General features: G+C 43.5%; 12 protein-coding genes. 2 read left to right on the plus strand and 10 right to left on the minus strand.

Annotation, left to right across the window (positions count from 1 at the left end; all coding sequences use genetic code 11):
- Window positions 1-53: 53 nt before the first annotated feature.
- The 4 genes from AC0VYJ_RS20900 to AC0VYJ_RS20915 form a co-directional block, all read right to left on the minus strand.
- The gene (locus AC0VYJ_RS20900; protein WP_194218355.1) at window positions 54-1196 is read right to left on the minus strand and encodes an acyl-CoA dehydrogenase; all 1143 of its coding nucleotides are present in this window, start codon (window positions 1194-1196) and stop codon (window positions 54-56) included.
- Between the two features lie 20 nt (window positions 1197-1216).
- Window positions 1217-2071 carry a 3-hydroxybutyryl-CoA dehydrogenase gene (locus AC0VYJ_RS20905; protein WP_475366161.1) on the minus strand — a complete coding sequence of 285 codons (855 nt, stop codon included), beginning with the start codon at window positions 2069-2071 and terminating at the stop codon, window positions 1217-1219.
- A gap of 14 nt (window positions 2072-2085) precedes the next feature.
- Window positions 2086-3264, minus strand: coding sequence for an acetyl-CoA C-acetyltransferase (locus AC0VYJ_RS20910; protein WP_475366162.1), 1179 nt, complete (start codon window positions 3262-3264; stop codon window positions 2086-2088).
- Window positions 3265-3410: 146 nt separating this feature from the next.
- Window positions 3411-5519: a (Fe-S)-binding protein gene (locus AC0VYJ_RS20915; RefSeq protein ID WP_283153329.1), complete on the minus strand. Its 2109-nt coding sequence runs from the start codon at window positions 5517-5519 to the stop codon at window positions 3411-3413.
- 241 nt (window positions 5520-5760) lie between these two features.
- On the opposite strand from AC0VYJ_RS20915, the gene cls reads away from it, so the two are divergent.
- Entirely contained in the window at window positions 5761-6948 is a 1188-nt protein-coding gene (gene cls / locus AC0VYJ_RS20920) for a cardiolipin synthase (protein WP_475366163.1), read from the plus strand.
- Window positions 6949-7034: 86 nt separating this feature from the next.
- Window positions 7035-7991 carry a UV DNA damage repair endonuclease UvsE gene (gene uvsE, locus AC0VYJ_RS20925; RefSeq protein ID WP_475366164.1) on the plus strand — a complete coding sequence of 319 codons (957 nt, stop codon included), beginning with the start codon at window positions 7035-7037 and terminating at the stop codon, window positions 7989-7991.
- A gap of 41 nt (window positions 7992-8032) precedes the next feature.
- On the opposite strand, the gene AC0VYJ_RS20930 is transcribed toward uvsE, so the two are convergent.
- From AC0VYJ_RS20930 to bacA, 6 genes are all read right to left on the minus strand, one after another.
- Window positions 8033-8203: a XapX domain-containing protein gene (locus AC0VYJ_RS20930; RefSeq protein ID WP_194218349.1), complete on the minus strand. Its 171-nt coding sequence runs from the start codon at window positions 8201-8203 to the stop codon at window positions 8033-8035.
- 158 nt (window positions 8204-8361) lie between these two features.
- Entirely contained in the window at window positions 8362-10023 is a 1662-nt protein-coding gene (argS, locus tag AC0VYJ_RS20935; RefSeq protein ID WP_475366165.1) for an arginine--tRNA ligase, read from the minus strand.
- On the minus strand, window positions 10020-10448 hold the full coding sequence (locus tag AC0VYJ_RS20940; RefSeq protein WP_194218347.1) for a YwiB family protein: 429 nt from the start codon (window positions 10446-10448) through the stop codon (window positions 10020-10022). The genes argS and AC0VYJ_RS20940 overlap by 4 nt, the downstream gene beginning before the upstream one ends.
- A 332-nt stretch (window positions 10449-10780) precedes the next feature.
- Complete coding sequence (speB, locus tag AC0VYJ_RS20945; RefSeq protein ID WP_475367534.1) at window positions 10781-11659, minus strand: agmatinase; 879 nt, start codon at window positions 11657-11659, stop codon at window positions 10781-10783.
- A gap of 2 nt (window positions 11660-11661) precedes the next feature.
- Window positions 11662-12489, minus strand: coding sequence for a polyamine aminopropyltransferase (gene speE / locus AC0VYJ_RS20950; protein ID WP_194218346.1), 828 nt, complete (start codon window positions 12487-12489; stop codon window positions 11662-11664).
- Window positions 12490-12694: 205 nt separating this feature from the next.
- Window positions 12695-13477, minus strand: coding sequence for an undecaprenyl-diphosphate phosphatase (bacA, locus tag AC0VYJ_RS20955; RefSeq protein WP_475366166.1), 783 nt, complete (start codon window positions 13475-13477; stop codon window positions 12695-12697).
- Window positions 13478-13620: the final 143 nt, after the last annotated feature.

Genomic DNA, 13620 nt, shown 5'->3' on the forward strand with positions numbered 1-13620 from the left:
GGTTTGGAAGTCTCCAGTGCCTGACGGGTCTACACGGTCACTTCCGCTTTTCTCTATTTCATCAAGTTCCGACTAATGACGATTTTCTGGATTTCGCTCGTTCCTTCGTAGATTTCGCATACTTTCGCGTCTCGGAATAGGCGTTCTACTGGGTAATCTTTCGTGTAACCGTAACCGCCATAGACTTGAACCGCTTCAATCGAGGCTTTCACGGCTGCTTTCGATGCAAAGAGCTTCGCCATCGAGACTTCCTGCATGCAAGGGATCCCGTGGTTTTTCAGGTCAGCCGCACGATAGGTTAGGAGTTTCGCTGCCTCTACTTCTGTTGCCATATCGGCAAGCTTGAAGCCGAGACCTTGATTTTGCCCGATCGGCTTACCAAACTGGTGACGCTCTTTCGCGTAAGCCGTCGCGTAATTTAGCGCCGCTTCAGCAATTCCTAGTGACTGTGCCGCGATCCCGATGCGGCCGCTCTCAAGGTTTGCCATCGCAATTTTGAATCCCTGACCTTCTTCGCCGAGACGATTCTCAACTGGCACACGGCAATCTTCGAAAATGATTTCAACCGTATTCGAGCCGTTTAGCCCCATTTTCTTTTCTTTCTTCCCAACGCTAAATCCAGGCATGTCACGTTCGATAATAAAAGCAGTTACGCCTTTGCTTCCTTTTTCCTCAGGATTTGTTCTTGCGAAGGCAACATACGTATCCGCCTCGCCGCCGTTTGTAATGAAAATCTTTGAGCCGTTCAAAATGTAGTGATCGCCATCTCGGACAGCGCGCGTTTTCATGCTGCTTGCATCTGATCCTGAACTCGGTTCCGTCAGCGCAAACGCACCAAGGTATTCTCCGGTTGCTAGCTTCGGAATGTAGCGCTTTTTCTGTTCTTCTGTACCAAACGCTAGTATCGGCAGTGTCCCAACGGATGTATGAACCGATAGAATTACGCCGACCGTGGCGCTCACTTTTGAGAGCTCATGGATTGCAATGATGTATGACGTATAATCCATTTCCGCTCCGCCATAAGCTTCTGGAATCGGAATCCCCATTAAACCAAGCTCGCCCATTCGTTTAATCACTTCGCGTGGAAAACGATCCGTCTCTTCCATTTCTTCAACGATTGGCGCGATTTCTTTTTCCGCAAAATCACGCACCATTTTCTGCATCATCTTCTGCTCTTCCGTAAATACAAGCTCCATGCTCGTTCCTCCTCGTGGTGTTAATCCTGGTATTGGTAGAAGCCTCTTCCTGTCTTACGTCCGAGCCAGCCAGCTTTTACATATTTACGTAATAGCGGACATGGGCGGTATTTATCATCGCCGAATCCTTCTTGAAGCGTTTCCATAATATAAAGACACGTATCAAGACCGATAAAATCTGCGAGAGTTAATGGTCCCATTGGATGATTCATGCCGAGCTTCATCACGCTATCGATATCCTCAGGGGATGCCACACCTTCATAAACGGTGTAGATCGCTTCGTTGATCATTGGCATCAAAATTCGGTTGGAAACAAATCCTGGGAAGTCGTTTACTTCAACCGCTGTCTTACCGAGATCCATCGCTAGCTTTTCAACGGCCTGGTAGCTTTCGTCTGTTGTTGCTAGACCGCGAATAATTTCAACAAGCTTCATGACAGGCACCGGATTCATAAAGTGCATACCAATCACTTTCTCAGGGCGCTTTGTTGATGCTGCAATTTCCGTAATTGGGAGAGAGGATGTATTCGTTGCAAGAAGCGTATGATCTTGCGCAATTTCATCCAGCCGTGCGAAAAGGTTACACTTCACTTCCATGTTCTCAACAGCTGCTTCAATGACGATGTCTACATGCTTTGCATCCTGCAGATCTGTCGTCGCTCTCAAACGTTCCATCGTTCCGCTTAGATCTTCCTGCGTAATCCGCTCTTTGGAAACTTGTTTCGAGAGGTTTTTCTCAATTCTCTCAAGTCCTTTATCAAGAAACTCCTGCTTCAAATCATTTAAATAAACTGTATAGCCAGAAGCTGCACACACCTGTGCAATTCCAGCTCCCATTTGTCCTGCACCAATCACCATAATTGTTTTTATTTCCATCATCATGCTCCCTTCTATACCTGAACCATAATAGCGTCGCCTTGACCACCGCCGCTGCAGATCGCTGCTATTCCGATGCCACCGCCGCGTCGCTTCAATTCATGAATAAGTGTTATTAAAATGCGTGCACCACTTGCTCCAATTGGATGACCAAGCGCCACTGCACCACCGTGCACATTGACCTTTTCTTCATCGAGTGAGGCAATTTTTCCGCTCGTTAGCGCTACAGCTGCGAACGCTTCATTGATTTCAAATAGATCAATTTCTTCAATTGATTTTCCTGTTTTCTTCAATAGCTCATTGATCACGAGACCCGGCGTCTTAGGAAAATCCTTTGCTTCAACAGCAATTGCTGTATGAGAAAGAATTGTGGCCATGACTTCTTTGCCTTCTTTTGAAGCACGTTCTTCAGACATAAGGACAAGCGCCCCAGCTCCATCATTTACACCTGGTGCATTCCCAGCTGTAATCGTTCCGTCGGCACCGAAGACTGGCTTTAGCTTTCCTAACTGCTCCTCTGTTGTGCCTTTTCTAGGTGCTTCATCATGTTCAACGACGAGAGGATCTCCTTTTCGCTGTGGCACGTTAACAGGGATAATTTCTTCTGCAAAAATCCCCGATTCCATCGCTTTCACAGCACGCTCCTGACTTCTTGTCGCCCAGCGATCCTGCTCTTCTCTAGAAATCTCATACTCTTCCGCTGTCGTGTTTCCATAAACGCCCATGTGACAACCATCAAACGAGCACGTTAAGCCATCATGCACCATGAGATCAACCACTTGTTTGTCGCCCATTCGCATGCCCCAGCGCGCGTCCTTCATGATGTATGGGGCGTTGCTCATCGATTCCATTCCGCCGGCAACAATGACTTCTTCATCACCAGAGCGAATGATTTGATCAGCGAGCGTCACGCTACGAAGACCTGAAGCGCATACTTTGTTAATCGTTTCCGTCTTTACTTCCCAAGGAATACCAGCGTGTCTTGCTGCCTGACGAGATGGAATTTGACCTTGACCACCTTGAAGGACAGACCCCATAATCACTTCTCCTACATCTGCCGGATCAATTCCAGCGCGAACCAAAGCTTCTTTAATCGCTGTTCCACCAAGCTTAGATGCTTCTATTGATTTAAGAGCCCCACCAAATTTTCCAAACGGCGTTCTCACACCGCTAACAATGACCGTTTTGCCCACAAAAACCTCTCCTCTCATTTTTGAAAACGCTACCATAATTGATTAAATTGCGACTGAACGCTCGCTCACCTTACCGACAAAGTAACAAAGGAAAGAGCTCATGCCGGTCGTAAAAACCAGCATAAGCTAACCCTTTGCCAAACAGTCTATTGGAGAACAGTTTCTTTTTGAACAATGGAGCGTTCTAAAATCTCGACAATATCTAGTGTTGCTACTTCTTCTTCTACTTCCTTCGCTTTCGTACCATCACTCATCATCGTTAAGCAGTAAGGACACGCACTTCCGATAACGGATGGCTTCACGCTAAGTGCCTGTTCCGTTCTCGTTACGTTAATGCGAGATCCTGTATCTTCTTCCGTCCACATCAAACCGCCGCCTGCGCCACAGCACATACCATTTTCGCGGTTGCGGTCCATCTCGATCACTTCAACGCCTGGAATACTGCGAAGAATTTCACGTGGTGGATCGTATACTTCGTTGTAACGTCCGAGATAACAGGAATCATGATACGTGATTCTCTCGTTTACTTCGTGTTTCGGCTTCAGTTTTCCTTCTTTGATCCAGTCATACAATAATTCGGTATGGTGATAAACCTCTGCTTCAAGTCCAAACTCAGGATACTCATTTTTAAGTGAGTTATAAGCATGAGGGTCGATTGTAACGATTTTTGAAATATTATGCTTTTGGAACGTTTCAATATTTTTCTGTGCAAGATCCTGGAACAAGAACTCGTTTCCTACACGTCGTGGCGTATCGCCAGAATTCTTTTCTTTGTTACCAAGAATAGCGAACGAAATGCCAGCTTCATTCATGATCTTCGCAAAGGAAGCGGCAATCTTCTGGCTACGATTATCGTAAGAGCCCATCGAGCCAACCCAGAAGAGATATTCGAATTCTTCGCCTGCTTTTTCTTTTTCTTTTACTGTTGGAACAACGATATCATCACGCATATCGCGCCAGTTCTCACGCTCTTTACGGCTAATCCCCCACGGGTTGCCCTGACGTTCGATGTTCGTAATCGCACGCTGTACATCGCTATCCATCTTCCCTTCCATTAAGACAAGGTGACGACGCATATCGATGATTTTATCAACGTGCTCGTTCTCAACTGGACATTGATCTTCACAGTTACGGCACGTTGTACAAGCCCAAATTTCTTCTTCTGTAATCACGTTACCAATTAATCCATCGCTCACAAGCCCTTCAGCTGCTGCAGCTGTTTCCTGCTGAGCACGTGATTGATAAGCAATTTGATTTCCTGCTGTGTTAGAAAATGCATATGCAGGAACCCACGGCGTTCTTGATGTAACGGCTGCGCCTTTTTCTGTCAGGTGATCACGAAGCTTAACGATCAAATCCATCGGAGAAAGGATTTTTCCTGTTGCCGTTGCTGGACACATATTCGTACAGCGTCCACATTCCACACAGGCATACAAATCAACAAGCTGCTTCTGATTGAAATCTTCAATCGTATTCACGCCGTAAGTTTCTTGACTTTCATCTTCAAAGTTAATAGATGCAAGCTGCCCTACTTTGTTTGTACGACCCAAGAAAACGTTGACTGGTCCTGCAATTAAGTGAGCGTGCTTGGATTGCGGTACATACACCATGAACGTAAGAAGCACGAGCAGGTGAATCCACCAGAAAAAGAAGAATAGCGCAATCGCTGCTGTTTCATTAATCCATGAGAATAAGAAAGCAATTCCCGAAGCAACTGGCGCACTCCAAGAATAACCAGCATCATGCCAGATAATTTCCATACCGCCTGCAAAAAGAACGGATATCATTAAAAGTCCAATGAACAATAGTACAAGTCCCGCTTTAAAACCTTTCTTTAAACGAGCGATCGCCTCAATATAGCGACGGTAGAATGCCCATACAACTGCTGTTAAAATCATTAGCGTCACGAGCTCCTGGAAAAACGTAAACGCTGGGTAAAGCGGTCCAAGAGGAAGATGTGACCCCGGTGATAAACCTTTCACAATCATATCGATTGCACCGAATTGAACGAGAAGGAAACCGTAGAACATCATCACATGGATGGTTCCACTCTTCTTATCTTTAAGTAATTTCTTTTGCCCAAACACTTTGACTACAATAGCTTCTAGTCGTTCTTTCATGGAATGATCAAATTCTGCTTTCTTTCCAAGCTTAATGTATTCATATCGAGTCTTCACAACATACCCAAACAAGAAGAACGCGTAAGCGGTTACAAGAATGAAAGCAATCCAGTTAGCGATCAATAAAACATCCATGCTGGCAAACCTCTCCTTTCGTGTCATTCCTTCTTAGCCGCTTCGTGATGCTTGAACAAAGATGCTCCCCGACAGTTCAAACAATTTATGAAAACGCTTTTAAGTCAGAATGAAAGTAATTTTCTGACTTCAGTATAACACATAAATAACTGAATGAGCATTCAGTCAGAGATTTTTTTTTACTTTTTTTAAGTTTAGGACAAACTAAGTCAACAGTAACTATTGAAAGGAGGGGAAAATCGTGGAGATCTTTTTAACAGTCCTACTCGCACTCATATTGTGGTTAATAACCGACCTTCATACAGGCAATAAGAAAAGAAAACTCGCTCCTTCCTCTTCACGTCAAAAAATGACGGGAAACCTGACTTTCATTAATGATGGAGATGATTTTTTTAGAGCACTAATAAATGATATTGATGCTGCAGTCTATCAAATTCATATGATGTTTTATATTTTTCGAGATGACGCCACGGGACATATGGTTATCGAGCATCTTTGTCAAAAAGCAACCTCTGGCGTCTCTGTCTATTTACTCGTGGACTATGGAGGTAGTCACAGCTTAAAGAAAACCACCATAAGAAAAATGACCTCCTGTGGCATCGTTTTTTCCTATTCCAGAAAAATTTCTTTCCCTCGATTTTTCACTTCCATAAATGAGCGTAATCATCGAAAAATCACTGTTATTGATGGAGAGATTGGCTATGTTGGTGGCTTTAACGTGGGAAACGAATATGTAGGGAAGGATCCTAAGTTTGGATATTGGCGAGACTATCACCTTCGCGTGACTGGCGAAGCCGTTCAAGGACTTCAAGATCAATTTTTCCTTGATTGGGAAGAGAGTCACTCCCCTATTAATAAGGATAACGTTTATATACCGCCGCTTGAAACAGGTCAGCATAAAGTCTCGTTTCATATTACGAATGGTAATAGTGTAGAGGAAGCTTTTGCCTCCTATATTGATAAAGCTACAACATCTATTATCATTGGCTCCCCCTATTACATTCCAGGACAAACTGTTCAAACAAGCCTGCTACGCGCCCTGAAATGCGGTATTAAAGTCCAGGTTATTTTGCCAATGCGTGCCGACCATCCTCTCGTAAAAGAAGCTTCATATGATTACCTCGTTGAACTGATTCGTGCCGGTGGAGAAGTTTATCAATATATGAACGGCTTCTACCACGCTAAAGTTATGATCATTGATGAGACATTGTGTGACATTGGTACAGCGAATTTTGATCAACGAAGCTTCCACATTAATGGCGAAATCAACTGTATTATTAGCACTCCTTCTCTCATCGTTGAAATCAAAGAAGCGATCCAAAAAGACATTCTTCAATGTGAACGTCTCGACTTGAAGAGGCTTCAAGATCGAACGATCGGAAACCGAGTGCTTGCTCCACTAGCAAGACTCTTCAGTCCGTTTCTTTAAAAAGTTCGATGTGCTTTCCTTTGTTTCAATTCGCTTGCACAGGGAAAGAAATGACCAGCCCTTTTTTTGAAAGGAGACCACTTATTATGAAGCTCAGATTTGGATATGTATCAAACGCACTTGCGTTGCACGAAGCTTCACCGGCGCGTACAATGACTTTTTCCACCTGGTCAAAGCTTTCTGAAGAAGAACGTTCAGAGAAGCTTCATACAATTACAGAAACGAATTTAAAGAGTACGTTACGTGCGCTACACTACAATATTGCACATGAAATTGATTTGTATCGTATGTCTTCTTCCATTGTTCCGCTTGCGACGCATCCTGAAGCAAAATGGGATTACATTACGCCTTTCCGTGACATGTTTGAAGAGATCGGTGAGCTTGTTCAAAAGCACCGCCTTCGTGTGAGCTTTCACCCGAACCAATTCACTCTTTTTACAAGTCCAAAACAACACGTAACGGACAATGCTATAGGTGACTTGGACTATCATGTTGCTATGCTAGATGCGATGGGACTAGACTCTCGCTCCATCGTTAATATACATATTGGTGGAGCTTACGGAGATAAAGAGGAAACCCTTAAGCGTTTTTACGCGAATTTTGATTCCATTCCTTCTCATCTTCGCTCGCATGTGACGCTTGAAAATGATGATAAAACATACAATGCGAAAGAAACGCTCGAGACATGTGAGCAAACAGGCGTCCCGTTTATTTTCGATTACCATCATCATCTAGCGAATCCAGGCGACGGACTACCTGAGCGCTTTTTTGAACGCGTTCATGAAACATGGAAACCAAAAGGACTTCTACCGAAATACCACCTTTCCTCTCCCAAATCTGCTAGCGCCTACCGGAGTCATGCAGATTATGTGGACAGTGAGTTTGCCATTCCATTTATAGACATGTTGAAAGAATACGGAGAAGATGCTGACATCATGATTGAAGCAAAGAAAAAAGACCTCGCAGCTCTGCAGCTTGTCGACGATCTTTCAGCGATACGTGGCGTCAAAAGACTTAGTGGAGGTTCTGTATTATGGAAATAAAAAATTATTTCGCTATCGATGCAGCTATCAAAAATCTCAATTTACAGTGACCAGAACCCTGATAACCATTCATACGCCTTAAATCCAAGGTATATCCCAACAATCCCAGCAATGCCTGCGAATGCAGGTGGAGCTGGGATGGGTAGCTTCAAAAACGCAAAAATTAACCCGACCAAAAATCCTGTTAATGTTGCAATCAAAACTGTCTTCATCACATCACCCCTTTTTTAAAGTATGACCGAATGACCGATTCATTATAAAAAATGTGAACGTGTAAGAGTTTTTAACCTACGAAATTAGTTTAAAATTAATCAACGTATCATTCGCATAAATAAAAAAATCCTATCGCTCATGCGATAGGATTTTTTTATTACATTTTCTCTGGTGCAGTTACGCCAATGATTTCAAGGGTGTTTTGAATCGTTTGACGAACGGCTTTCATAAGTTTGAAACGAGCCGCACTTTTCGCAAGATCTTCTGGATCAAGAACTCGTTCAGCATTGTAGAAGCTGTGTAGTGCTTGAGCAAGTTCAAATGAATAGTTTGTAATGCGATGCGTCATACGCTTATCCGCTGCTTCCGCAATCGCTTCAGGCAATTCACCGAGCTTCTTAAGAAGGTCCATTTCTTTCTCAGATGTAATGAGAGATAGATCCGCATCTTCTGTTAGCCCCATCTCTTCTCCCTGACGAAGAATACTGCATACGCGAGCGTGCGCATATTGCACGTAATACACAGGGTTTTCATTCGAGCGTGATACGGCAAGGTCCATATCAAAATCAAGGTGAGAATCTGAGCTGCGCATTGAGAAGAAATAGCGCATTGCATCGATACCGACTTCATCCATCAATTCACGAAGCGTAACAGCTTTACCTGTTCGCTTACTCATCTTCATTTTTTCACCATCTTTAAAGAGGTTCACCATTTGAATAATTTCCACTTCTAGCTGCTCACGCTTATAACCAAGTGCTTCGATTGCCGCTTTCATTCTTGGAATATAGCCGTGGTGGTCAGCTCCCCAAATGTTAATCAGCTTATCGAATCCACGAGAAAGTTTATCTTGGTGGTAAGCAATATCCGGAGTTAGATACGTATAAGAACCATCGCCTTTAATCAAGACGCGATCTTTGTCATCGCCGTAAGTAGTCGAGCGGAACCACGTAGCACCGTCCTGCTCAAATGTTTCACCGCGTTCATTTAGCTTCGCAAGAACATCATCGATTTTGCTTGATTGATAAAGAGAAGTCTCAGAGAACCAGACATCGAATTCAACACCAAATTCTTTCAAATCCTTCTTTAGCTTCTCAAGCTCGCGCTCAAGACCGTACTCGCGGAAGTAAGCATAGCGCTCTTTCTCATCGAGTTGAAGTAGACGGTCGCCTTCCTTCTCGACAAGATCTTTCCCGAACTGAACGATATCCTGACCTTGATAGCCATCTTCAGGCATGTCCTTTTCTTTTCCAAGTGCTTGCATGTAGCGAGCTTCAAGAGAAACCGTTAAATTATGAATCTGGTTCCCAGCGTCATTGATGTAATATTCACGCGAAACATCATAACCGGCACGATCAAGCACATTACAAAGCGTATCACCTACAGCCGCTCCTCGTGCATGACCAAGGTGCAGGCTTCCAGTCGGGTTCGCTGAAACGAACTCTACTTGGATTTTTTCATTCTTGTCTGCAGATCGGCCATAGTTGTTTCCTTTATCAAGAATCGTTGGAATGAGCTCTGTTAAATAAGCAGTATCCATAAAAAAGTTAATAAACCCAGGACCAGCGATATCAATCTGCTTAATCCCTGCTTTTGTCATATCAAGATTTGCTTTAAGATCCTTAGCAATAGCTCTCGGCGCTTTTTTCGCGATACGAGCAAGCTGCATCGCCATGTTCGTCGCATAGTCACCGTGAGCCTTGTCTTTAGGTGATTCCAAAATCACTTCCGGCATTTCACTCTCTGATGCAAGACTAGCCTTTAATACGGCCTGCTTGATTTCTTCTTTTAGCTGTTCTTTCTTTTGTTCCACACTGTTCATTGACTTGCTCCTTTCCAGCTTAGCGACAGTTCGTGTCGCTGCGTTTCATCTTCCTCGAGGTTAAGCAAATAGCGAAGCGTTAGGCGTCCTTTGTGCTTCTCCTTGTCCACCAATTGCTCAATTCGTTCCGTCCGAATTTGCATCGGCATCGATCCGAACGGTGTTTTATATAGAGATTCTGACACTTGTCCTGGCGCAAATTGCTGACGCATCGATAGCGCTCCTCTTCGAATCACGGTCACTTGCTCTTTATCTATTTTAACAGTAGTTGAAACCTTGCCAATCTCAAGGCTTTCTTCATAGCGTAAATAAAGCGCCTCTCCCTTTTCAACGAGGTTTCCCTGCACGGAATAGTTTGTAGATTCTTTTTCTTTTCCCGATTGGATACGGGAATCAATGGTTATTTCAATCGGATGATCACTCATCACTTCACGTCCTTACTAAATCATTAACTTTCTTATTATAAGAAAAGCGGAAGCGCCTTGTCCACCCCCGACCAGCTTAAGGTGGCTCTCAATGTGACGTTCTTTGTCACAATGAGAGATGACTTAAGACCTCGAGGGGGTAGGCGCTGAAGCTAGATCATCAAAAGCGGAAGCGCCTTGTCCACCCCAGCTCATTTTCTGTGTTGATTTTTAGCTCATATATGCAGTGTAAAACTAAGGTTTCACTCAAATAAGCTAAAAGTCGCGCACGGAACATACAGAGCATCCAAACAAAAAAAGACTGTATTCAAAATGAATACAGCCTCTCTGGATTATTTTTTGTGAGTCCAGCCGAGAAGCATTTCACGGATAAATTTACTAGCCGCAATCGGCGTTTGTTCGGATGGGTCATAAGCTGGTGCAACTTCAACAAGATCCGCACCAACGACGTTTATTTCAGAACCAGCAATGGCTGAGATCGCCTCAAGCAACTCTTTGGATGTGATCCCACCTGCTTCAGCTGTGCCTGTCCCAGGCGCATGAGCAGGGTCAAGAACATCGATATCAATCGTTACATACACATTGCGTCCTCTAAGCGTTGGTAGGACTTTTTTAAGTGGTTCTGCTACTTCAAATTTGTGCATGTGCATACCGGATTCTTTTGCGAATTGAAACTCTTCACGCATACCAGAACGAATGCCGAATGAGTATACGTTCTCAGCACCAATCAATCCACAAATTTTACGAACAGGTGTGGAGTGAGAAAGAGGCTCTCCTTCATACTCTTCACGCAAATCCGCGTGTGCATCGATATGGATCAACGCAAGATCATCGTATTTTTTGTGAAAAGCTTTTAGAATGGGCCACGTTACAAGGTGCTCCCCACCCATACCAAGTGGGAATTTTCCCGCTTCAAGCAAAGAATCAAGATATTCCTCAATCATATCTATGCTTCGCTGAGGATTACCGAATGGAAGTGGAATATCTCCTGCATCGAAATAACGAATTTCTTCAAGATGACGATCTGCATAAGGACTATATTCTTCAAGTCCTAATGAAGCCTCACGAATGCGTCCTGGCCCAAAGCGAGATCCGGGACGAAAGCTAACTGTCCAGTCCATTGGCATACCATAGATAACCACATTACTTTCGTCGAAGGATGGGTTACTTAGAATAAACACGTTACCTGAATAAGCTTCATCGAATTTCATGCTCATTTTACAAGGTCCTGTACGAATTTCGGAAGTGCGAAGCAAGCATTGTGAAGCTCTTTCGTATAGTACTTAGTCTCAATCTCGTGGAAGCGACTTTCAGGTACTTCAAGCGGATCATTCTTTTTAGATCCAATCGTAAACGTCCACAGGCCACTCGGGTAAGTTGGAATGTTCGCTGTGTATACGCGCGTAATCGGGAAGATTTCTCTTACATCTTTTGATACTTGCGTAATTAAGTCTGCTTTAAACCAAGGGTTGTCCGTCTGCGCAACGAAAATACCATCTTCTTTTAGTGCTTTTGAAATACCTTCATAGAAACCACGTTCAAAAAGCTTTGCAGCTGGTCCTACCGGCTCAGTGGAATCAACCATGATCACGTCATACTCGCCTTCGCTTTTCGCGATATGCATAAAGCCATCATCAACGAGGACCTCAACACGCTCGTTATCTAGCGCTCCTGCGATAGTAGGTAAGTACTTTTTCGAATACTCGATCACTTTGCCATCGATTTCAACAAGCGTTGCTTTTTCAACAGACGGATGCTTCAATACTTCACGAATAACGCCTCCATCACCGCCACCAACAACAAGAACGTGTTTCGGGTTTGGATGTGTGAAAAGGGGCACGTGTGCGACCATCTCATGGTAAACAAACTCATCCTTCTCCGTTGTCATAACCATACCGTCGAGTACGAGCATGTTACCGAATTCTTCTGTTTCAATCATATCAAGACGCTGAAAGTCCGTTTGTTCCGTATGCAGCGTCTGCTTAATTTTCGCCGTAATGCCGAAGCGTTCCGTTTGTTTCTCTGTGTACCATAATTCCATGTAAACCACTCCTCTATGTCATTGCTACACTAAGTCCGTTCCCGAACCACATAGGTCCAAACACCATTAGTATATAGCAAAAAAATGTATCTAAGCATTCTTAAAGTACAAGAAAAGTATAGTCGACTCTGTGTAAAAAGCAAGAGAATTTTATACTTTCAACTGTCGGTTCAAAAAGTTATTTAAGTGAACAACTCTATTAACACTAAAATAAAATCATCCAAACAAAAAAAGCAAGCACAAATCTGTAAATCGCAAAAGGGATGAGACGGACGCGTTCAATGAATTTAATAAATGTTACAATAGCCAAAAGCGCCACTAAAAAGGCTGTTAAAAAGCCTGTTAGGAACACAGGAATGTCGGATACAGATAAATACTGATAACTTTGCAATAAATCATACCCACTCGCAGCTACCATCATTGGTACAGCTAGAATAAATGAAAATTCAGCAGCTGTTTTATGCGTTGTTCCGAGCAAGACGCCACCTGAGATCGTTGCACCTGACCTTGAAAATCCAGGCCAGAGAGCAAGACATTGAAATACTCCAATAGAAAAAGCCTGCTTCCATGTTAATTCATCCAGGCTCCAGCTAATTGGCGCCCCCTTTTTCAAGTCAGCTATGATCATTAACACGCCACCAATCACAAGTCCGATCACAACCGTGTAAGGGGAGAAAAGATAACTTTTAATAAAGCCATGAAGAAGAAATCCTGCTACGACAGCTGGAATCATTCCAAACATAAGATGAATCAGGGTTAATCCTTTTCTCTCGCTATTTGGTGATAATAAATCCGCAAATCGATGCCGATACATCACTACCACAGCTAAAATAGAGCCAAGCTGAATCACAATCTCAAATGTTTTTGCCCGTTCACCAGTAAAACCAAGCCAATATCCCGTTAAAATCAAATGACCTGTAGATGAAACGGGCAGAAATTCCGTTATCCCTTCTACAATTCCAAGGATAATCGCAATCATCATCTCCATACTCTTCTCTCCCTGCTCTCAGTAACATTCATTATAGTTCATCCTATTCAAAAGCTGGACAAATATTTTCCCTTGTTCATCTGAAGAAACGCATTCGCCCAATCTAGCCTATCCGCGTGGGATAAAAAGGACAATTACCGAAG

This window comes from Anaerobacillus sp. 63XJN7_5_ISO-PGPR-S23-430, from assembly GCF_056173695.1.

Bases quoted from the DNA above. Each gene is read 5' to 3' on its own strand.
- bacA (WP_475366166.1), bottom strand. From the start codon at position 13,477: ATGGAGATGATGATTGCGATTATCCTTGGAATTGTAGAAGGGATAACG.
- AC0VYJ_RS20940 (WP_194218347.1), bottom strand. From the start codon at position 10,448: ATGAGTGATCATCCGATTGAAATAACCATTGATTCCCGTATCCAATCG.
- speE (WP_194218346.1), bottom strand. From the start codon at position 12,489: ATGGAATTATGGTACACAGAGAAACAAACGGAACGCTTCGGCATTACG.
- AC0VYJ_RS20900 (WP_194218355.1), bottom strand. From the start codon at position 1,196: ATGGAGCTTGTATTTACGGAAGAGCAGAAGATGATGCAGAAAATGGTG.
- uvsE (WP_475366164.1), top strand. From the start codon at position 7,035: ATGAAGCTCAGATTTGGATATGTATCAAACGCACTTGCGTTGCACGAA.
- AC0VYJ_RS20930 (WP_194218349.1), bottom strand. From the start codon at position 8,203: ATGAAGACAGTTTTGATTGCAACATTAACAGGATTTTTGGTCGGGTTA.
- AC0VYJ_RS20915 (WP_283153329.1), bottom strand. From the start codon at position 5,519: ATGGATGTTTTATTGATCGCTAACTGGATTGCTTTCATTCTTGTAACC.
- AC0VYJ_RS20905 (WP_475366161.1), bottom strand. From the start codon at position 2,071: ATGGAAATAAAAACAATTATGGTGATTGGTGCAGGACAAATGGGAGCT.
- argS (WP_475366165.1), bottom strand. From the start codon at position 10,023: ATGAACAGTGTGGAACAAAAGAAAGAACAGCTAAAAGAAGAAATCAAG.
- speB (WP_475367534.1), bottom strand. From the start codon at position 11,659: ATGAAATTCGATGAAGCTTATTCAGGTAACGTGTTTATTCTAAGTAAC.